We start from the raw sequence: 19,360 nt of genomic DNA on the forward strand, positions 1-19,360 counted from the left end.
GATGAGCTTCCTGCCGCCGTCGACCAATGCCGACTATCGGGGCTCGCCGCTGTCGCCCTGGTTCCTGGGCCTCGCCGCGATCCTGACGCTGGCCCCGGGCCTGATCCACAGCTTCCTGCCGGACGGCGGCGCGGGCGTGATCGCCCACCTGGACATGGGCGACCGCGCCGACCTGGTGCGCGGCGTCTTCGCTTGGGAGGGCGCGACGCAACTGGCGCTCGGCATTCCGATGCTGCTGGTGGCCCTGCGCTATCGGCCGCTGACCCCGCTGTTCCTGGCCATGGTCATTGTCGAGCGCGGGCTGATGGCGCTGCAGGGCTGGATCCTCATCCCGCCGGCGGGCGGCCACCACCCGCCGGAGCACTATGCGAGCCCGGTCGCCGTCGTCCTGGCGGCGGTGTTCCTGGTCCTGTCTCTGCGTCCCAAGAAGGCCTGAGCTAGAACCCCTCGCCGGGCTTGGTCCGGATGTTGAGTTGGCCCGCCAGGCCGGCCTTCCGATGATGCTCGATGGCGTGCATCTCCGGCGACATGGCCATGTTCCGGAAGGCTTCCAGCGACGGGTATTCGGCCAGCGCCACCACGTCCCACAGCTCTTCCACCTCGCCCAGCATCAGGCCGGTGACACGGCCCTGGTAGCGGACCTTTCCGCCCAGGCCCTCGACCAGCTTCCGCACGGCCTCGCCGTAGAGCATGTAGGCCTCCTGGCCGCTCAGGCCCCGGTCGCCGTCCTCGTATTTCGCACGGTCGTGGAACTTCAAGAGGTTGACCATCACGAACGGCCCGTCCTCGGCGCCGCCGAAGAACGCCATGGCGCGGGCCATGTCGGGCGTCACCTGGTTGACCACCTGCATCAGGCGAACCCCTTGGCGCGGCGCACGATCATGCCTTCGATCAGGGCGGCGATCTCGGCGGGGCTGTCTTCCTGCAGGAAGTGGCCGCCTGAGAGGGTCACATGCGGCTGGTCCTTGGCGCCCGGCACGCGGGCCTGGAAGGCCGCCTCGCCGCCGCGGGTCACCGCGTCGCCGTCGCTGAACGCAGTGATCAGCGGTTTGTCGAACCGCTCCAGCACCTTCCAGGCGGCCTCGTTCTCGGCGACCGAGGCGTGCTGCGGGGTGATCGGCACGAGAGTCGGGAACTGGCGAGCGCCCTCCTTGTAGCTCTCGTCCGGGAACGGCGCCTCATAGGCGGCGATCTCCGCTTCGCTCAGGTCGCGGACGCAGCCGCCGTTCAGGATGAAACCGATCGGCAGCACCGGAACCTTCTGGCTGAAATCGAGCCAGGCCTTGAAGCCTTCGGACAGCCCCGTCCCCGCCGGCAGGCCGGTGTTGGCCACGACCACGCCTGCGAACCGCTCCGGGAACGCCGCCACCAGCCTAAGCCCGATGAGGCCGCCCCAGTCCTGGCAGAACAGGGTGACGTCCTCGAGCTCCATCTGCAGCAGCCAGTGGCTCATCCAGGCCACGTGGCGTTCATAGGTGTAGTCGCCGCGCTGCGCCGGCTTGTCGGAGCGGCCAAAGCCGATCAGGTCGGGCGCGATCACCCGGCGTCCCTTGGCCACCAGAGCGGCGATGATCTTGCGGTAGAGATAGGCCCAGGACGGCTCGCCGTGCATCAGCAGCACGACCGCCCCGTCGCGCGGCCCCTCGTCCACATAGTGCAGGCGCAGCTGCGTCCCGTCGGCGTCGACCACGGTGGCGTAGCGCGGCGCGTAGGGCCAGTCGGCGAGGCCGGCGAACCGCTCGTCCGGCGTCCGTAGGATCTCCATCGCACTGCTCCTCAAGCTTGACTCGGCGCCGGCCAGCGTCGAATATAGTGGCAATATGAGTGTCACTACTTAATCCCATCGTCAAGCTTGGCCGGCGCGGATCGGCCGGTCCTTGAGGAGGTCTCGATGAAGCTGTGGCGGATCATCGCCCTCGTAGTCGTGGGCCTGGCGATCGTCGGCTGCCTGGTCTCGGGCTTGCGAGGGCCCATCTCGCTGGTGCGGGTCCAGCACAAGGCCGCCTTGGCCGGCGGCAAGGCGAACCTGGCGGCTATCACCCATGACATCCTCGTCTACCCCACTGCGCCCGAGGCGGCGGCCGCGATCGCTGACTGGAGCCCCATGACCGGAGATATGAGCGCATGACCCAAGCCATCGCCCTCTCCGGCGCGCCGGGCTCGCCCTACACCCGCAAGATGCTGGCCGTGCTGCGCTACCGGCGCATCCCCTACCGCTTCATCCTGCCGAACAATCCGGTGATGCGCGACCTGCCCAGGCCCAAGGTCTCGCTGCTGCCGACCTTCTACCTGCCCGACGAAGCGGGCGAGCTGCAGGCGGTCACCGACTCCACGCCGCTGATCCGGCGGTTCGAGAAAGAGTACGCCGGCCGCAGCCTGGTCCCGGCCGACCCGGCGCTGGCCTTCCTCAACGAGCTGATCGAGGACTACGCCGACGAATGGCTGACCAAGGCCATGTTCCACTATCGCTGGGCCTATGCCGGCGACATCGCCAAGGCCGCCGCCATCCTGCCCTGCTGGCGCGGCTACAGCGTGCCGGATGAGGCGCTGGCCCAGGCCGGCGCGATGTTCTCGCAGCGCCAGATCGGCCGGCTGCGCTACGTCGGCTCCAACGCCATCACCGGGCCGGTGATCGAGGCCAGCTACCGCCGCTTCCTGACGGTGTTCGAGGATCATCTGCGGCGCCATTCCTACCTGATGGGCGAGCGGCCGGGATCCTGCGACTTCGCGGTCTTCGGCCAGCTGACCCAGCTCGCCGAGTTCGATCCGACGCCCGCCGCGCTGGCGCTGAAGATCGCGCCCCGGGTCACCGCCTGGACCGGTATGATGGAGGACCTGTCGGGCCTGGAGCCCGCCGACGCCGATTGGATTTCCATGGACCCGATCCCCGCAACGCTCACCGCCATCCTGGCCGAGATCGGCGCCACCTATCCGCCGGTGATGCTGGCCAACGCCCAGGCGGTGATGAGCGGCGCGGCCGAGGTGACCGCGCAGGTCGACGGCCAGCCCTGGACCCAGAACCCGTTCCCCTACCAGGCCAAGTGCCTGGGCTGGCTTCGCCAATCGCGCGACGCCCTGCCCGGCCAGGCGCGCGGCCAGGTGGACGCCATCCTCGGCCCCGCCGGCCTTTCGGGCCTCTTCGCGTGAGCGGCGCCCCCGCGGCCAGACCCAACGAAGCCTTCCCCGCCAAGGACGGCCGCCGCCGGCGCGGCGAGGACAACCGCGCCAAGATCGTCGCGGCCATGCTGGAGATCATCCACGCCGGCGAGGTCGCGCCCAGCGCCGAGCAGGTCGCCCAACGCGCCGACGTCGGCCTGCGCACCGTCTTCCGCCACTTCCAGGATATGGACAGCCTCTACCGCGAAATGTCCGTCGTCATCGCTAAGGAGCTGCACGGCGCCGCCGAGACGCCGTTCAAGTCGCAGGACTGGCGCGAGCGGGTGGTCGAGCTGATCGGCCGCCGCGCCTGGGCCTTCGAGAAGATCGGGCCGTTCCTGCGGGCTTCCGCGGTGTTCCGCTACCGCTCCAAGTTCCTCGACGCCGACAATCTCGACTTCGCCGCCGCGCTCCGCGCCATCCTCAAGCGCCAGCTGCCCCCGGCCGTCGCCCGCGATCAGCCGAAGCTGGAAATCCTCGACCTGCTGCTCAGTTTCGAGACCTGGTCACGCCTGCGCCGCGAGCAGGGCCTGACGCCCAAGCGCGCCCGTGAAGTGCTGGAGACCGCGGTCAGGCGGCTGCTGGAGTAGGCGCTGAACCGGACGCGGCCCGCCTCCGCGCGACGCCGTGGGAGCGCTGAACCGGGCTCCTGAACCCGTTCAGCGAACGATTTTATCCGTACCCTGTAAATTAAGTGCAAATGCACGCATCATGTCCCGGATAAACAAATATCTGTCCCGGCCAAGCAAGCTAAGCCGCCGTTAACCATGTAGGCACACCGCCGAATCACCCCCACGGGAATTGGGCGAACGACCACCAGGTCCGAGCCCTTTTACTGGGTGGCTCCACAAGCGAAAACCCTTTTGGAATCAAAGGTCGCAATGCGCCCAGAGTTTCTCAACGATCGTCGTGTGTCGCCCGCGGATTCCAACGTCTCGGCGGTTCCCCCCACCGCCGACGCGCCGCTGCCGGAGGTCGCCCCCCAGGCCTCCGGCAGCCCTTCGCGCGATCTACCAACCCGCGATCTCTATGAGTTGCTCGCGGTGATCATCGGGGTCTGCGAGTCCCTGGCGGAGAACCTGTCGGACTGCCCGCAGCATGCGGAGCTGGCCCGGGTCGGGATCCTGGCCGCCGACCGCGCCGCCGACCTGGTCGCGAGCCTGAGGATGGCCCCCGCGCGCGACGACGAGATGTTCGGCGCCGAGCGGCCGCGCAAGGTGTTGGTGGTCGAGGACGACCCGGACCTCCTGATGCTGCTGACCGCGGCCTTTGCGCGCGAAGGCTTCCAGACCTTTTCGGCCCGCAACGGCCGCCTGGGCGTCGAAATGGTCAAGTCGATCAAGCCCGACCTGATGGTGACCGACATCGTCATGCCGGAGATGGAGGGGATCGGCGCGATCCTCGAGGCCCGGCGCTGTTCGCCCGCCACCAAGGTCATCGCCATCTCCGGCGGCGGCCACTACGGGCGCAGCCAGAACTTCCTGGTCTGGGCGCACGAACTGGGCGCCGACGAGGTGCTGGCCAAGCCGTTCCGCATGTCCTCGCTGATCATGGCCGCCCGGGTCGTGCTCGACCGTCCGCCCCTGACCCCGACCCTGACCCCGACCGGCGAAGACGACGCCGAACCGCATAGCCCCGAACCCCACGCTCCCGAACCACGGAGACTCGCCGCCAGCCGATAGGCGGCCCGCTCTGCAAAGACACCCCCGGCGGCCGAGAACGCGCCGCCGAGCGACCCTGCCTGCCCAAAACCCAACCGGAGGAGACCTGAAATGCGCGTACTCTTGATTGAAGACGACCGTTCGTCGGCCCGCAGCGTCGAGCTGATGCTCACCGCCGAGAAGTTCAACGTCGAGACCGTCGCCGATGGCGAGGAGGGCCTCGATCTGGCGCTCTCTTACGACTACGACGCCGTCCTCCTGGACCTGAACCTGGGCGACATGAGCGGCCTGGACGTGCTGCGCGGCCTGCGCCGCGCCGGCAGCAAGATTCCGGTCATCGTCCTCACCGGCTCGTCCGACGTGGCGATGAAGGTCCGCGCCTTCTCCGGCGGCGCCGACGACTATCTGGTCAAGCCCTTCCACAAGGACGAGCTGACCGCGCGCCTGCGCGCCGTGATCCGCCGCGCCTCGGGCCATGCGGAGTCGATCATCACCGTCGGCGACATCGCGCTCAACCTGGACTCGCGCACCGTGTACGTGAACGGGGCCCGCGTGCATCTGACCGGCAAGGAATATCAGACGCTGGAACTGCTCGCGCTGCGCCGCGGCAAGACCCTGCACAAGGATGTCTTCCTCACCAGCCTCTACGGCGGCATGGACGAGCCCGGCGGCAAGATCATCGACGTCTTCATCTGCAAGCTGCGCCAGAAGCTGGCCGCGGTCTCCGATCGCCAGCACATCGAGACGGTCTGGGGCGGCGGCTATGTGATGCGCGACCCCGACGAGATCCCGGCCAAGCGTGCGGCATGACCCGTCGGCGGGGCCTGGGCCTAGCTGACCGGGGCGCCGAGCTCCCGCGCATGGCGGGCGCGATAGGCGCTGGCCGTCGAGCCGAACTGGCGACGGAACCAGTGGGCGAACGCGCTCAGGCTGGAGAAGCCCAGAAGGTCGGCGACGTGCTGGAACGACCGCTCGCTGCGCGCCAGCAGCGGCTCGGCCACCTCGCGGCGCGCGGCGTTGAGCAGCTCGGAGAAGGTCGTGCCCTCCGCGACCAGCCGCCGGTGCAGGGTCCTGCGGTCCATGGCCAGGCGCTGCGCCACCCGCTCGACGGTCACCCCGCCGTCGGGCAGCAGCAGGACGATCATCTCGCCCACCTTGTCGCTGAAGCTGGAGCCGCGGCTGGCGGCGATCTGCTCCAGGTAACGGACCACCTGGCGGGCCATGGCCGGGTCGGCGGCGCCGATCGGGCGGTCCAGGTCGGCGCGCGACAGCACCAACCCGATGAAGTCCTGATCGAACAGCGGGATCACGCCATAGGCCCGCAGATAGCTGTCGAGCTTGGCCGGCGCGGCGTGCGGCACATGCACCTCCAGCGGCCGCCAGCTCTCGCCCAGCAGCTCACGGACCAGGCGCACGCCGACACCGACGGCGATCTCGACGCTCTGCCGGCCAGTCCAGGGCGGCGTGTGCAGCCGCATGACGGCGATGTCGCCCATCTCCTCCAGACTGGCCGAAAGGGCGTCGTTCTGCAGCCAGACGTAGCGCCGAAGCTGCGCCAGCGCGGCGCGCAGGTTGGGCTGCTCGCGGATCAAGAGGGCGACCGGACCCAGATTGGACAGGCGGCGGGTCTCGGCGAGCCGCAGACCGAAGTCGTCGGCGCCCGAGCGTTCCGCCGCCAGTTCGTGCATCAGGCTGATGGCGCGCGCCGGGATCCGCATGTCCGGATCGTTGAACGCCGCCGCCGGCACGCCCGCCTCGCCGGCGATCTTGTAGGGGTCGATGCCCAGCGAAAGCGCCAGTTCGACGAAACCGGTCAGACCTGCACTGCGCGCGAGATGCGCCATCGTGCCCCCCAAGGCTGCACTGATGTCGAATTCAGTCGCCTGATGTCCCGTAAAATCAAGTCCACCCTTAAGAGCATCGCGCCGTGATTCCGCCGCTTCCTCCCGAATTCCCCCTTGAAGGCCCCGCGACAGCGTTCGCCGACCGCGCGCTTTCGTCGCGCCCGCCCCGCCGCCGGGTTGGCGAAGTCGGGCGTCTGCGCGAGCTGTTCGCCCAGGCGCCGGGCTGCATGATCGTCTTCGTCGGGCCCGACCACGTCGTGGAGATGGCCAACCCCGCTTACCTCGCCTTCACCGGCCTGACCGCGGCGATCGTCGGCCGTCCGGCCCGCGAGGGGCTGAAGCGCGGCTACTCGCGCGGCTTCGGCGCGCTGCTCGACGCGGTCTATGCGTGCGGCGAGCCTCGCGTGGTGCGCAACAGCCGCCTGTTGATCAACCGCACGCCGGGCGGCCCCGACGAGGAAGCCTTCGGCGACTTTGTCCTGGCGCCTCTGCGCGACGCGAGCGGGGCGATCTACGGCGTCTTCTGCCAGGGCCACGAGGTCACCGTGCAGAAGCTGGCCGAAGACCGTCTGCGCCAGGCGCAGAAGATGGAGGCGCTCGGGCGGCTGACCGGCGGCATCGCTCACGACTTCAACAACCTCCTGGGCGTGATCATCGGTGCGACGGAAAACCTCGCCACGGCGCTGGGACAGGACCCCGAGCTGCAGTCGGCGGCGCTGCTCGCCCTCGACACCGCCGAGCGTGGTTCGGACCTGGTGGCGCGGCTCCTGGCCTTTGCCCGAACGCAACCGCTGGCGCCGAGCGCCATCGACTGCGGCGCCTTCCTGCGCGACCTGTCGCCGATCCTTGAACGCACGCTCTCCAAGGCGATCGAGATCGACCTTGAGGTCCCCGAGCGGCCGCTGTTCTGCCTAGCCGACCACGCCCAGTTGACCTCGGCGCTGCTCAATCTGTGCATCAACGCCCGCGACGCCATGTCGGCCGGCGGGCGCATCACCGTCAAGGCCGCGTCGGAGGACTGCGCCGCCGCCGGCGCACCGGCCTATGTGGTCTTCTCGGTCAGCGACACCGGCGAGGGCATGTCGGCCGAAACCCACGCGCGCGCGCTCGAACCGTTCTTCACCACCAAGCCGGACGGCAAGGGCTCGGGCCTGGGCCTCAGCACGACCCACGGCTTCGCCAGCCAGTCCGGCGGGCGCCTCGAGATCGACAGCCAGCCCGGGTGCGGAACGCGGGTGCGGATCTTCCTGCCCCGAACCCCCGCTCCGGCGACCGCGCCGGCGGATCAGGCGACCGCGGCCGCCGTGGGGTGAAAATCCGATAGGGTCACCGCGCCCAGGATGGCCGTGAACAGGGCCTCCACATTGATCGGCTTGGAGACCACTTCGTTCATGCCCGCGGCGCGGTAGCTGGCGATCTGGTGGATCATGGCGTTGGCGGTGACCGCGATGATCGGCGTCATCGGCCGGCCAAGCTGCGCCTCGCGCTCGCGGATGCGCCGCGTCGCCGCCTGGCCATCCATCACCGGCATCTGGACGTCCATCAGGATCACGTCCCAGTGGGCCTGTTCCCAGGCGCGCACCGCCTCCTGTCCGTTCTCCACGAACACCGGGTCGATGCCGATCTGCGCCAGCAGGGCTTTCAGCACCATCTGGTTCACCGGATTGTCCTCGGCGGCCAGGACCTGCAGCGGCCCGGGGCTCGAGGCCGCCGGCGCGGCCTCGGCGGGTTGCGCGCGGCTGGGGGTCATCGGCAGGTCGACGCCGAACTGGCTGCCGCGCCCGGGCAGGCTGCAGACGCGCACGTCGCCGCCCATCGCCAGCGCGAGCCGGCGGCAGATAGCGAGGCCCAAGCCTGCGCCGCCATAGCGGCGGGTCATCGAGGAATCGGCCTGGGTGAAGTTCTCGAACAGCGCCGCGGCGCGGTCCGGCGGAATGCCGATGCCCGTGTCGTTGACCTCCAGACTGACGCCGCCCGCAGTCCGAGCCAACCGCACGAGCACTTCACCCGTGTGGGTGAACTTGATGGCGTTGGAGATCAGGTTGCCGAGGATCTGGCGCACCCGTCCCGGATCGGCCTGGTAACGGCCGGCCGCGGCGGGATCGAGGTCGAGGATGAAGGACAGGCCCTTGGCCACCGCTTCGGCGGCGTAGGCGGTATGCACGCTCTCCACGAGCGCGGTGAGGTCGCAGTCCTCGCGCACGATCTGCAGGCCGCCGGCTTCGATCCGCGACAGGTCCAGCAGGTCGTCGACGATGGTCAGCAGCGCCGAGCCCGAGTCGCTGATCACCCGCAGCCTCTGGCGCTGCAGCTTGGAGAGCGGGTTCAGCGCCATGGCCTGGGCCATGCCCAGCACGCCGTTCAGAGGCGTGCGGATCTCGTGGCTGATCACCGTCAGAAAGTCGCTCTTGGCGCGGTTGGCGATCTCGGCGGCCTGCAGGGCCTCCTGCTGCTCGCGCGCGGCGGTGCGCGCGGCGGTGACATCGACATAGGTCGACATGCACAGGCTCCAGGGCGCGCCCGGGCCCGGCGCCACGCGGAAATGCGCCTCGACTTCCACGACCTGGCCATCCGGGCGGATGACTCCGGCGGAAAACGCCGGCAGGTCGCCCCCTTCGGTAATGCTGTTCAAGGCCTCGCAGAGGGTGTCCAGCGTGGCCTGCGTCAGGTGCGGCTGCGCCAACTGTTCGCCGCACAAGTCGCGCGCGACCTGATTGCTCTCCAGCACGGTGATGAGCGCAAACACCTCGTCGATCGACGAGAACGTCTCGCGCAGACGGTCGCCAATCCGGGCGCCGGCCAGGAGGCCATCGATCTCCAGGGCCTGGTAGAGGCGCGAGGCGTCGACGCACAGCAGGGCCATGGGGCTGTGGTGGAAGATCATCTCCCAGCGCAGCCGCCCGTCCTGCGCCTCGCGGCCGGCTTCGAGCGCCAGCGCGCTGTGCCGCGCCAGGCCGTCGAGCGCCGCCTTGAGCGCCAGGCTACGGCTGTAGAAGGCGCCGCCCATCCGGATGATGAAGACAACGAAAGCGGCGCTGGCGACCGCCATCAGGGCGACGTCGAGACGCGCGATCGGATAGCCGATCAGCCAGGCCGTTAGCGGCCCGAGCGTGAGCAGCGCCGCGCTCGGGGTCACCAGCGCGGCGGTGGCCAACCTGGAGCCGCTGCACATCATCGCATTGTTGAGGCTGGCGGCGCACAGGATCAGCACCGCCTCGGCCAGGTGCACTGTCGTCGCGGGCCAGGACAGCAGGATCGCGGCGAGTGCGAAGCTGCCGGCCGATGCGGCCCAGCTCGCCGCCACCAGCGCCGAGGCGCGGGGCGTGCGCGGACGCTGCAGCAGCCACGTGCTGAGCCGGCTTTCGAGGGCCCCGCAGCCCAACGACACCACCAACCAGGCGGCGACCAGATCGTGGCGGCCGCCGAACCAGGACAACACCGCGACCAGCGCCGCCCAGGCGCAGCGCTCCCAGAACGTGCTGGCGCGCCAGGCGAGCGCCCGCCCGAAGGCGTCGAGGTCCGGATCGGCGTGAGGGATCGCGGCGTCGCGCGTCATCGGGGGAACGCGCCGATCGGCAATGGCAGGCGAAGCGATAAGCGGGGCACAGCACAATTCCAGTGGAACGGCCCCAGAGAATGCCCTTCGAGCGATAATTGATCGTTAAAAGTGGGAAAACATGGGAATTCCTAAATCCCCGGACTTCAGCCGCGCCCCGGTCCACCGCCGAAATTCAGCAGGTCCGCGGCCAGGATCTCGTTGCCGGCCAGCTTGCGCAGCGTGTTCTGCAGCACCGCCATGGCGTGGCGCATCTGGCTCGGCGCCTCGTCGCGCAGCAGATGCACGTTGTGCGGGTCGAGGATGGCGGCGCCTTGGGCGAACGCCTGCTCGCCCAGCTCGCTCAGCGACAGGTTCACCTGGCGGCGGTCGCTTTCCGGCACCCAGCGCTCGACCAGGCCGCGCCCCACCAGCTGGTCCACCGCGCGGGTCAGGGTGGTCCGCTCGATCGTCGAATAGCGGGCGAGCGAGCTCATGGTGCAGACCTCCATCCGCCGCACGATCGCCAGCGACCTCCACTGCGCCATATTGAGGCCGCAGGCCGCCAGCGCCTTGTCGCAAAAGAGGTCCCGCTGCCGGGCCACCTGGAACAACAGATAGAAGAAATACTCCGACGCCCCCAGCGGCAGCTCGCCGTCCGGATCGATGACCTGATCGGGGGTTTGGTCGGGCGGGGTGGGTGGCGTGGAACGTGTCATTGGGGCCGCACTCAACGGCATTTCGCACAACGCCACAATGAGCAATTCGGATATTCCGCTATACATTAGGTGCAAATGCACATTTTTAGGTTCGATTAACCGGCCGCAGCTATGCCGTTGCGTCACCGCTTGAGGAGCCCCTGCTGTGCGCGAAAAACTCGCCGTCGCCGAAGACGATAATGGCGCTCTGCGCGCGATGGATGCGGACTTGCAGGCGGCGCTGGCGCTGAGCCGCGCGACGCTGCGTGCGCTGGCCGCCTTGTCGCCCCTCCTCAACACCGCCGCCGATGCGGCGCTGGAGGATGAGGCCAACCGCTGCGCCCAGTTGGACGCGCCGCAACGCACCTTGGATATCGTCGAGGGCGCCCGCCAGGACCTGCAGCGCGCGCCCGCCGAAGCCTTGAGGGTTCGGGCCCTGGAGCGCGCCCTGGTCAACGCCGCCGACGCCCTGCACGCCTGACGCCGCGGCGGCGTCGCCGCCAGATCGTCCGGTCCTAAATTACCACCGGCACGAACCGCGCCCGCACCCGGCGCAGGCCTTCCAGCACCGACGCCGCGCCCTCCGAGGCGCCATCGACCCGGCCGGTCGCCAGCAGGCGAATGCCGTCCACGTGCACGTCCACCGCCGACCAGTTCACCGTCTCGCCATTGCGGAAGCCGTGCAGCAGATCGCACAGGCTGCAGGCCGCCTCGGCGAGCGCCTCCAGCCCATAGACCCCGGCCACGCCGAAGATCGCATTGCTGATGTTGTAGAGCCCGTCGAGGGTTTCCGACGCCAGCGCGTCACGGTCGCCCGCCGCCGTCTCCGCCAGTTGCTCGGCCTTCAGCGCCAGCGCCGCCACGCAGCGCTCGCGCACGGACTCGATCCGCTGCTCGGCCGAGGTCACGGCTTCCTCGACGGTCTTGCCGCCGGGCGAACGGGCCAGCTTGGCCAGCCGGTTCTCCACCTTGAACACTTTCGCCAGGGGCGTTTTTGCCGCTGTCATCGGATGACCGCCTTCGGTTGGAACAGGGCGTCGATCTCGTCCTGCTCGAGGTTGGGTGTCTTGGCCTCGCCGACTTCCACGGAGAGGTCGTCGTGCCGGCGGCCCTTCATGCCCACCGGCGGGCCGACCGAGCGGACGCGGCGGTCGGGGCCGTAGTAGCCGGGCGAGGTCACGAAGGACCGAGGATCATTCAGCAGCCAGACGATGCGCTGCATCATCACCAGCGGCGGCACGGGCTTGCGGACCACGAAGCTCGCGCCCGCGTCGCGGCCGCGGAAGATCTGCGAGGGCGTGGTGTGGCCGGTGACCAGGATGGTCGGCGCCCAGGCGTTGGGCGAGCCGCAGCGGCGCAGCCATTTGATGAAATCGTAGCCGTCGGTGTCTTCCAGAGCGCTGTCGACCACCACCAGGTTGATGTCGCGCTCGCCGACCACGGTCATGGCCTCCGCGCCGGAGGAGCAGCGGCGCGGGGTGTGCACGCCGAAGCCGGCGAACATCTGCGCCAGGATCTCCACGCCGTCCGGGTCGCCACCGACGATCAGCACCTCGGCGGTCGACAGGTTGACGCGTTCCTGGCGGCGGAACGGGAGGTCGGACACGGCCTAGTCCCCGAAGAGCTGCAGCTCGCCGCAGCTCTGCGGCGGCTCGGCGAAGGGCAGTTCGGCGGCCGGCGGCAGCCCGGAGAGCCGCCGCGCCTGTTCGGCCAGCGTCAGGTTCATCACCGCGGCATAGACGTCGGTGGTGACGTTTTCCGGCGCCGAGGCGGCGATCACCCGCAGGAAGGCGGCCATGCCCTCCAGGCGCTGGCTGAGCAGGTCGGCGGCCTGGGCCTCGGTGAGGAAGGCGGCGTCGGGCGCGCCCTGGGTCTCGGTCAGCCGCCCGATCGCGCGCTGCAGCTGATCGGAAAGCCGCGCCAGGTCGGCCAGCTCGATGGCCGCCAGCCGCAGGGGCTCGGCCAGCGGGCGCAAGGCGGGGCCGTCGTATGACTCGCAAGCAGGCATCAGAAGAGCTCCAGGGCGCCGGATTGTTCCGGCGCGGGCGGGGCGACGGCGCGGGGACGCTCGGCGGCGAAGACCTTGGAGCCGGCGGACTCCAGCAGGACCTGACGGGCCCTGCCGCTCACCGGCCAGTACTGGATGCGCCGCGCCTGCTGGCCGCGCAGCGAGCCGCCGGCCGCCTGCAGGCCTTCATCGCGCACGAAACGCTCGGCGAAGGCGGCGTTCTGCGAGCCCACGTCGGTGAGCCCGTCGATCAGCCGCGCGCCGCCGAACAGCTTGACCTCCAGCCGGTCGCGCCGGGCGCCGCGGCGCAGCAGGGCGTTGACCAGCAGTTCCATCGACTGGACGCCGTAGCGCAGCCCCTCGCCACCGGTCTCGCCGGGCAGCAGGAAATGGTTCATGCCGCCGACGCCGGCCACCGGGTCGCGCACGCAGGCCGCCACGCAGGACCCCAGGATCGTGGTCAGCACCAGGTCCGGCTCGTCGGACACATAGTACTCACCCTGGATCACATGGACCTTGCGCGGTTCGGCGCCGATGGCGCGGCGTTCCGGCTCCCAATCGCTGTTGGGCGTGGCGGCGGCGACAGGGCTCATGTCAGCTTGCCGAAGACCGCTTCAATCTTCTCTTGCAGGATCGCGACGGTGAACGGCTTCACCAGGTAGTTGTTGACGCCGAACTGCACGGCGCGCTGCACCAGGTCCTTGTCGGCCCGGCCGGTCAGCATGATGAAGGCGGTCTTCTGGATCGGCGGGTGCGAGCGCACCGCGCGCAGCAGGCCCAGGCCGTCGAGCTTGGGCATGTTGAAGTCCGAAATCACCAGGCCGAACGGACGCGTCAGCATCTGGCGCAGGCCCTCTTCGCCGTCGATGGCTTCGTGGATAGTCTTGAAGCCAAGCTCCTGCAGGCCGCTGCGCACGAGCGAGCGGATGGTCTGCTGGTCATCGACGACGAGGCAATTGATGGTCGCTGCGGCAGGCATCAGCGCGGCCCTTCTCGGTTGGTGAGTTGACGGATGGCGGGTCCGATCTTTTCCAGCGGCAGCTGGCGTTCGACGGCGCCGAGTTCGAAGGCGGCCTTGGGCATGCCGTAGACCACGCAGGTGCCCTCGTTCTGGCCCAGGGTGCGGCCGCCGGCGTCGCGGATGGCGAGCAGGCCCTTGGCGCCGTCGCGGCCCATGCCGGTGAGGATGACGCCGAGGCCGCGGCCCTTGGCGACGCGCGCCACGGACTCGAAAAGCCGGTCGACCGAGGGGCAATGGCCGCTGACCGGCGGGCCCGGCGCCACGCGGCAGCGCAGGTGGTTGACCCCGTCGATCTCCAGATGGCTGTCCCCGCCGGGGGCCAGGAACACCTTGCCGGGCGCCAGCGGATCGCCGTCGCGCGCCTCGCGCACCTCGGCCGCGCAGGTGCGGTTCAGGCGCTCGGCGAAGCTCTTGGTGAAGGTCGCCGGCATGTGCTGGGTGATCACCGTTGGCGCGCAGTTGGCCGGCAGGTGTTCAATCAGCGTCAGCAGGGCCTCGACCCCGCCGGTGGACGAACCGATCGCCACCACCCGGTCGCCCGGCGCGAACTCGCCCTGGCTGGCGCAGGGCGTGGCGGCCGCGGGCGCGCCGCGCGGGCGGACCCGGGCGTTGGCCGCGGTGCGGACCTTGTCGACGAGCACGTCGAAGGCGTGCGGCGTGTTGGCGGCCGGCTTAGCCACGCAGTCGACCGCGCCCAGCTCGAGCGCCGCCAGCGTCGCCTCCGCGCCGCGGGTGGTCAGCGTCGAGACCATCACGACCGGCATCGGCCTAAGCCGCATCAACCGTTCGAGGAAGTCGATGCCGTTCATGTTCGGCATCTCGACGTCGAGAGTGATGACGTCAGGATTCAGCGCCTTGATGGCTTCACGGGCCTGCAGCGGATCGGCGGCTTCTCCAACCACCTGGATCTCCGGGTCGGCCGACAGGGCCGCGCGAATCAGGCTCCGCATGGTCGCGGAGTCGTCGACGATCAGGGTACGGATCATCGCACCATCTCCCGTGTCAGGCGGTAGGTGGTGATACCGTCCGGCTCGAAGGCGCTGGCGGCCGGGCCGGCGACGCGTTCAGAATGGCCGATATAGAGATGGCCGCCGACCTTCAGCAGTGGCGCGAACCGGCTCCACAGGCGCGCCTGGGTGTCGTCGTCGAAGTAGATCGCCACGTTGCGGCAGAAGATCGCGTCGAACTTTCCCTTCATCGGCCAGTCGCCGATCAGGTTCAGCTCATTGAAGGTGATCAGCGCGCGCGCCTCCTCGGCGATCTGCACCGAGCCCGGGCGGTGGGCCGAGGGCGCGGTCCAGCGGCGGCGCAGGTCGTCGGGAATGCCGGCGAGCAGCGAGGGCGTATAGATCCCCTGGCGCGCCTCGGCGACCATGTTGGGATCGATGTCCGTGGCCAGGATCTTGATGTCGAGGCTCGGCGCGTCCGGCGCCGCGGCCAGGATGGTCATGGCCGCCGAATAGGGCTCCTGCCCGCTCGAACAGGCCGCCGACCAGATGCGGATCTTGCCGCCCGCCCGCGCCGCGCTCAGCAGCGGCGGCAGGACCTTGTCGCGCAGGTGGTCGAAATGGTGCGGCTCGCGGAAGAAGCGGGTGACGTTGGTGGTCAGCGCCGCCAGCATCTTCTGCCGCTCGTCGAGGCCGTCCTTGCCGGCGACCAGGGCGCAATAGTCCTGGAAGCTCGCCAGCCCCAGCGCGCGCAGCCGCTTGGCCAGGCGCGAATAGACCAGGGTCGCCTTGGTCTCGTGCAGGGCGATGCCGGCGTCGCCATGCACCATGGCGGCGATCTTGCGGAAATCGCCTTCCGTGAAGACGAATTCGCCTTCGACCATGGCCGGCTCTCGGCGCTTCAGGGCGGCTTGCGGGCTCATGCGGCCTCGAGATCGAGGTCCGGCAGGACGCGCTCAAGGCCGATCAGGCTGATCATCCGCCCGTCGATGGCGAGCAGGCCGCGCACGAAGGTCTTGGCCGTGTCGGAGGCCACGTCCGGCGTCGGCTGGATCACGTCGTCGGTGACGGTCAGGATGTCGCTCACCGCGTCGACCAGCAGGCCCACGACCTGCTCGCCGATCTGGGCGACGATAATCACCGAGCGCTCGCTGGTGTCGGAGCCCTCGAAGCCCAGCCGCGCGGCCAGGTCGACGATCGGCAGCACCGCGCCCCGCAGATTGATCACGCCACGGACGAAGGACGGCGACTGAGGCAGGGCGGTCGCGGCGGTCCAGCCGCGGATCTCGCGCACCGCCATGATGTCGACGCAGAACTCCTGGGCGCCGATGCGGAACGAGATCAGTTCGCGGAGCGACCCCGCGGTCGGATTGGCCTGAGAATGCGTCTGGGTCATGAGGTTCAGCCTGTAGCCGCCAAGCGCTTTTCTGCGCGGAGGGAGTCGGCGCCGCGGGAGACCGCGACGATGGTGTCGATGTCGAGGATCAGGGCCACGCGGCCATCGCCCAGGATGGTGGCGGCGGCCACGCCCGGCACCTGCCGGTAGTTGGCTTCGAGGCTCTTGATGACCACCTGGCGCTGGCCCTGGATGGCGTCGACCAGCAGGGCCGCGCGCGCGCCGCCCTCGCCTTCGATCAGCAGGGCCACGCCCTGCGTCGCATCGAGCGGCGTGGTGCGGTAGCCCAGCGCCATGCCGACGTCGATCAGCGGCGTGTAGCTCTCGCGGATCGCGATCACCCGGGCGTGGCCGCCCAGGCTGTGCACGTCGCTTGGCTTGGGCAGCAGGGTCTCGACGATGGCGGTGATCGGCGCGACCAGGGTCTGGCCCTGCACCGACACCACCATGCCGTCGAGCACGGCCAGCGTCAGCGGCAGGCTCATGGTGAAGGTCGAACCCTTGCCGGGGCGGGACGAAATGGTGATCCGTCCGCCCAGCGCCTGGATCGAGCGCTTGACCACGTCCATGCCGACGCCGCGGCCGGAGATGTCGGAAACCTCGCTCGCCGTCGAGAAGCCCGGCATGAAGATCAGGTTGTCGATCTCCTCGTCGGAGAGCGGCGCGTCGGGCGCGATCAGGCCCTTCTCCACGGCGATCGCCTTGACCCGCTCGCGGTTGATGCCGCCGCCGTCGTCGGCGACCTCGATGACGATGCGGCCGGACCGGTGGGCGGCGGTCAGGCGCACCACGCCTTCCGCGGGCTTCCCCGCCGCCTCGCGCTTCTCCGGGCTTTCCAGACCGTGGTCGATGGCGTTGCGGATCATGTGCGTCAGCGGATCGGCCAGGCGCTCGATGACCGTCTTGTCGACCTCGGTGCCCTCGCCCTCGGTGACCAGGCGCACCGGCTTGCCGGTCATGGCCGCGACTTCGCGGACCAGTCTGGGCATGCGCTGGAACACCGACTTCACCGGTTGCGCCCGGATCGCCATGACGCTGTCCTGGATCTCGCGCGTGAGCTGCTCGAGCTCGTCGAGGCCCATGGCGACGCCGGAGGCGCGCGCGAAGCCCGCCTCCATGACCCGTTGGGACAGCATCGCCTGGTTGATCACCAGCTCGCCGACCAGGTCGATGAGCCGGTCGACGCGTTCCAGGTCGACGCGGATGGTGGCGCCGGCCTCCGGCTTGCGCGGTTGACCTTGGCCGTCAGGGGGGGACGGTTCTGCCAGGGTCGCCGCAACAGCCGGGGCCGGCGCGCCGGGAGACACTTCAGGCGTGGACGGAGGGGGGTCCGCCACGGCCTGAACGCGCGCCAAGAGGGCGCCGATATCCAGGGTCTCGCCGGGATCTTGAAGGGTTTCGTCAGGGGTAGGATCGAGGCCGCCGCCCTCGGCGCCGCCATCTGGGGCGCCACAGATCGGCGTGACCTCCAGCTCGCAGTCGCCGTCGACGAATTCAAAGACTTCGCGGACCGCGGCCTCGTCGGCCTCGCCGCTCAAGGTCACGTTCCAGGCCAGGTAGGCCGCCTCGGGGTCGAGGTCGGTCAGCGCCGGAAGCGCGCTGTCGTCCAGCTCCACCTGCGTCTCGCCCAGACGGGCAAGCTCGCGCAGCAGGAGCGCCGCCTCATTGGCCTTGGCGTAGAGATCGGCGCGCGGCTTGAACCGCACCTGCCAGCCCGCGACGGCGGGCGCCGCAGGCGCCTCGATCGACATCGGCGTGAATTCGAAGTCGCCCCAGTCGTCCTCGCCGCCCTCGTCCTCGGCGCCGGCGCCGTCGGGACCGAGCGCCTTCAGCTCCTCGGCCAGCGCCGCGGTGTGGGCCTCGTCGACGCTGCCGCCGTCGTGCGCGGCGCGCACATGGTCGGCCAGCACGTCGGCCGCGCGCAGCATGGTCTTAAGCGACTCCGGCGTCGGCGTCAGCCGGCCCGAACGCATCTCGTCCAACGCGGTTTCGAACACGTGGGCGAAGCGGACCAGCGCCTCGAGGCTGAAAGCCCCGGCGCCGCCCTTGATCGAGTGCACCGCGCGGAAGACGGCGTTGATCGTCTCCGGATCGGTGTCGCCGGCCTCCATGGCCAGCAGGCCGCTCTCCAGTTCGGCGAGCTGTTCCTCGCATTCCTGGAAGAAGGTTTCGCGAATAGCCGCTAGGGGATCCATGACGGGTGCGTCCGGTTCAGGTTCAGGCGGCGACGCGGCGGATCGCGTCCACCAGCTTCACAGGGTTGAAGGGCTTGACGATCCAGCCGGTGGCGCCGGCCATCCGGGCGCGGTTCTTCTTCTCGGCGTCGCTCTCGGTGGTCAGCACCAGGATCGGCACGCCGCGGTAGTGCGGATCGGACCGGACTTCCTCGATGAAGCCGAAGCCATCCATGCGCGGCATGTTGATGTCGGTGACGATCACCTCGGGGGCCTCGGCCGCCAGGACTTCCAGCCCGTGGAGGCCGTCCTCGGCCTGCACCACGCGGTAGCCGGCGTCGGTCAGCGCCAGGCGCAGCATCTCGCGCATGGTGCGGGAGTCGTCGACGGTGAGAACGGTCATGCTCATGGGATCAGTCCTGCGTCGCGAGGGCGAGGTGGGGGCAGCCCATCAGGGCCACGGCGTCGGTGAATTCCGGCGAGGGGTCGACCAGCCGCCAGGGCTGGCCGTCGCTCGACCAGAGCGCCCGGGCGGCGAGCAGGATCTGCAGGCACTGGGCCCCCAGCCGCTGCACGCCCGAGGCGTCGAGGATCGCGGGCTTTCCGCGGGCGGCGAGCAGTTCGGCCGCCAGGGGCGCCGCCGCCGTCAGGTCGAGGCTATCGGCCAGAACCAGCGGGGTGGCCGCCCAGTCTTCGGAAGGGGCGCCGTCGGAGGGGGTTTCGTCGGAGGGGCTCATGCCTAAAACTCGTCCCAGCTGTCTTCGTGGGTGTCGAAGGCCGGCGCGGCCCCGCCCCTGACGCCAGCCGTCTTCATCTGCGGCACGGGGCGGTGCTGCGGGGCCGGAGCGTGCTGGGCCGGGGCGTGCTGGGCCTGCGGCTGAGCGGCCCTGTCCCCCAGCTCGAAGCGGGAGATCAGCCGC

At 69.7% G+C, this 19,360-nt stretch carries 25 protein-coding genes; 8 read left to right on the forward strand and 17 right to left on the reverse strand.

What is annotated here, in order from left to right:
• The first annotated feature begins 1 nt into the window (after nucleotide 1).
• Nucleotides 2-436, forward strand: a complete 435-nt coding sequence (locus tag VKQ35_RS02195; protein WP_324358412.1) for a hypothetical protein — start codon at nucleotides 2-4, stop codon at nucleotides 434-436.
• Between the two features lies 1 nt (nucleotide 437).
• Here VKQ35_RS02195 and VKQ35_RS02200 read toward each other — a convergent pair whose 3' ends face one another.
• Nucleotides 438-851, reverse strand: coding sequence for a DUF1330 domain-containing protein (locus tag VKQ35_RS02200; protein WP_324358413.1), 414 nt, complete (start codon nucleotides 849-851; stop codon nucleotides 438-440).
• On the reverse strand, nucleotides 851-1,765 hold the full coding sequence (locus VKQ35_RS02205; RefSeq protein WP_324358414.1) for a haloalkane dehalogenase: 915 nt from the start codon (nucleotides 1,763-1,765) through the stop codon (nucleotides 851-853). Before VKQ35_RS02205 ends, VKQ35_RS02200 begins: the two co-directional genes overlap by 1 nt.
• A gap of 126 nt (nucleotides 1,766-1,891) precedes the next feature.
• Between VKQ35_RS02205 and VKQ35_RS02210 the strand changes: the two genes are divergently transcribed.
• The 5 genes from VKQ35_RS02210 to VKQ35_RS02230 all read left to right on the forward strand — a co-directional run bounded on the left by VKQ35_RS02210 (nucleotide 1,892) and on the right by VKQ35_RS02230 (nucleotide 5,627).
• Nucleotides 1,892-2,128 (forward strand): hypothetical protein, encoded by a 237-nt coding sequence (locus VKQ35_RS02210; protein WP_324358415.1) that lies wholly within the window; start codon nucleotides 1,892-1,894, stop codon nucleotides 2,126-2,128.
• Nucleotides 2,125-3,147, forward strand: coding sequence for a glutathione S-transferase N-terminal domain-containing protein (locus tag VKQ35_RS02215; RefSeq protein WP_324358416.1), 1,023 nt, complete (start codon nucleotides 2,125-2,127; stop codon nucleotides 3,145-3,147). The genes VKQ35_RS02210 and VKQ35_RS02215 overlap by 4 nt, the downstream gene beginning before the upstream one ends.
• Complete coding sequence (locus tag VKQ35_RS02220; RefSeq protein WP_324358417.1) at nucleotides 3,144-3,746, forward strand: TetR/AcrR family transcriptional regulator; 603 nt, start codon at nucleotides 3,144-3,146, stop codon at nucleotides 3,744-3,746. The genes VKQ35_RS02215 and VKQ35_RS02220 overlap by 4 nt, the downstream gene beginning before the upstream one ends.
• Nucleotides 3,747-4,037: 291 nt before the next feature.
• Nucleotides 4,038-4,838: a response regulator gene (locus tag VKQ35_RS02225; RefSeq protein WP_324358418.1), complete on the forward strand. Its 801-nt coding sequence runs from the start codon at nucleotides 4,038-4,040 to the stop codon at nucleotides 4,836-4,838.
• Nucleotides 4,839-4,928: 90 nt separating this feature from the next.
• Nucleotides 4,929-5,627, forward strand: coding sequence for a response regulator transcription factor (locus tag VKQ35_RS02230; protein ID WP_324358419.1), 699 nt, complete (start codon nucleotides 4,929-4,931; stop codon nucleotides 5,625-5,627).
• Between the two features lie 20 nt (nucleotides 5,628-5,647).
• On the opposite strand, the gene VKQ35_RS02235 is transcribed toward VKQ35_RS02230, so the two are convergent.
• Nucleotides 5,648-6,661, reverse strand: a complete 1,014-nt coding sequence (locus tag VKQ35_RS02235; RefSeq protein WP_324358420.1) for an AraC family transcriptional regulator — start codon at nucleotides 6,659-6,661, stop codon at nucleotides 5,648-5,650.
• Nucleotides 6,662-6,744: 83 nt separating this feature from the next.
• Here VKQ35_RS02235 and VKQ35_RS02240 point away from each other — a divergent pair, with 83 nt between their 5' ends.
• Nucleotides 6,745-7,974: a two-component system sensor histidine kinase NtrB gene (locus VKQ35_RS02240; RefSeq protein ID WP_324358421.1), complete on the forward strand. Its 1,230-nt coding sequence runs from the start codon at nucleotides 6,745-6,747 to the stop codon at nucleotides 7,972-7,974.
• On the opposite strand, the gene VKQ35_RS02245 is transcribed toward VKQ35_RS02240, so the two are convergent.
• Both VKQ35_RS02245 and VKQ35_RS02250 read right to left on the reverse strand, forming a co-directional pair.
• Nucleotides 7,947-10,217: a hybrid sensor histidine kinase/response regulator gene (locus VKQ35_RS02245; protein WP_324358422.1), complete on the reverse strand. Its 2,271-nt coding sequence runs from the start codon at nucleotides 10,215-10,217 to the stop codon at nucleotides 7,947-7,949. The two genes, VKQ35_RS02240 and VKQ35_RS02245, sit on opposite strands and share 28 nt — an antisense overlap.
• A 146-nt stretch (nucleotides 10,218-10,363) precedes the next feature.
• Entirely contained in the window at nucleotides 10,364-10,915 is a 552-nt protein-coding gene (locus VKQ35_RS02250; protein ID WP_324358423.1) for a MarR family transcriptional regulator, read from the reverse strand.
• A 145-nt stretch (nucleotides 10,916-11,060) separates the two neighbouring features.
• On the opposite strand from VKQ35_RS02250, the gene VKQ35_RS02255 reads away from it, so the two are divergent.
• A complete protein-coding gene (locus tag VKQ35_RS02255; protein WP_324358424.1) occupies nucleotides 11,061-11,375 on the forward strand; it encodes a hypothetical protein in 315 nt (104 codons plus the stop codon).
• 34 nt (nucleotides 11,376-11,409) lie between these two features.
• Here VKQ35_RS02255 and VKQ35_RS02260 read toward each other — a convergent pair whose 3' ends face one another.
• The 12 genes from VKQ35_RS02260 to VKQ35_RS02315 form a co-directional block, all read right to left on the reverse strand.
• Nucleotides 11,410-11,901, reverse strand: coding sequence for a hypothetical protein (locus tag VKQ35_RS02260; RefSeq protein WP_324358425.1), 492 nt, complete (start codon nucleotides 11,899-11,901; stop codon nucleotides 11,410-11,412).
• A complete protein-coding gene (locus VKQ35_RS02265; protein WP_324358426.1) occupies nucleotides 11,898-12,500 on the reverse strand; it encodes a response regulator in 603 nt (200 codons plus the stop codon). Before VKQ35_RS02265 ends, VKQ35_RS02260 begins: the two co-directional genes overlap by 4 nt.
• A 3-nt stretch (nucleotides 12,501-12,503) precedes the next feature.
• Nucleotides 12,504-12,902, reverse strand: a complete 399-nt coding sequence (locus VKQ35_RS02270) for a hypothetical protein (protein WP_324358427.1) — start codon at nucleotides 12,900-12,902, stop codon at nucleotides 12,504-12,506.
• Entirely contained in the window at nucleotides 12,902-13,495 is a 594-nt protein-coding gene (locus VKQ35_RS02275; RefSeq protein WP_324358428.1) for a chemotaxis protein CheD, read from the reverse strand. Before VKQ35_RS02275 ends, VKQ35_RS02270 begins: the two co-directional genes overlap by 1 nt.
• The gene (locus tag VKQ35_RS02280; RefSeq protein WP_324358429.1) at nucleotides 13,492-13,881 is read right to left on the reverse strand and encodes a response regulator; all 390 of its coding nucleotides are present in this window, start codon (nucleotides 13,879-13,881) and stop codon (nucleotides 13,492-13,494) included. The genes VKQ35_RS02275 and VKQ35_RS02280 overlap by 4 nt, the downstream gene beginning before the upstream one ends.
• Entirely contained in the window at nucleotides 13,881-14,909 is a 1,029-nt protein-coding gene (locus VKQ35_RS02285) for a chemotaxis response regulator protein-glutamate methylesterase (protein WP_324358430.1), read from the reverse strand. Before VKQ35_RS02285 ends, VKQ35_RS02280 begins: the two co-directional genes overlap by 1 nt.
• On the reverse strand, nucleotides 14,906-15,793 hold the full coding sequence (locus VKQ35_RS02290; protein ID WP_324358431.1) for a protein-glutamate O-methyltransferase: 888 nt from the start codon (nucleotides 15,791-15,793) through the stop codon (nucleotides 14,906-14,908). Before VKQ35_RS02290 ends, VKQ35_RS02285 begins: the two co-directional genes overlap by 4 nt.
• A complete protein-coding gene (locus tag VKQ35_RS02295) occupies nucleotides 15,790-16,266 on the reverse strand; it encodes a chemotaxis protein CheW (protein ID WP_324358432.1) in 477 nt (158 codons plus the stop codon). The genes VKQ35_RS02290 and VKQ35_RS02295 overlap by 4 nt, the downstream gene beginning before the upstream one ends.
• A 5-nt stretch (nucleotides 16,267-16,271) precedes the next feature.
• Nucleotides 16,272-18,461 carry a chemotaxis protein CheA gene (locus VKQ35_RS02300; RefSeq protein WP_324358433.1) on the reverse strand — a complete coding sequence of 730 codons (2,190 nt, stop codon included), beginning with the start codon at nucleotides 18,459-18,461 and terminating at the stop codon, nucleotides 16,272-16,274.
• Between the two features lie 22 nt (nucleotides 18,462-18,483).
• A complete protein-coding gene (locus VKQ35_RS02305) occupies nucleotides 18,484-18,849 on the reverse strand; it encodes a response regulator (RefSeq protein ID WP_324358434.1) in 366 nt (121 codons plus the stop codon).
• Between the two features lie 4 nt (nucleotides 18,850-18,853).
• Nucleotides 18,854-19,177, reverse strand: coding sequence for an STAS domain-containing protein (locus tag VKQ35_RS02310; protein ID WP_324358435.1), 324 nt, complete (start codon nucleotides 19,175-19,177; stop codon nucleotides 18,854-18,856).
• A gap of 2 nt (nucleotides 19,178-19,179) precedes the next feature.
• The coding region (locus VKQ35_RS02315) for a hypothetical protein (protein ID WP_324358436.1) at nucleotides 19,180-19,360 on the reverse strand (181 nt) is incomplete at its 5' end.

It is taken from the genome of Phenylobacterium sp., from assembly GCF_035309685.1.
In the GTDB taxonomy this organism is placed as follows: Bacteria; Pseudomonadota; Alphaproteobacteria; order Caulobacterales; family Caulobacteraceae; genus Phenylobacterium.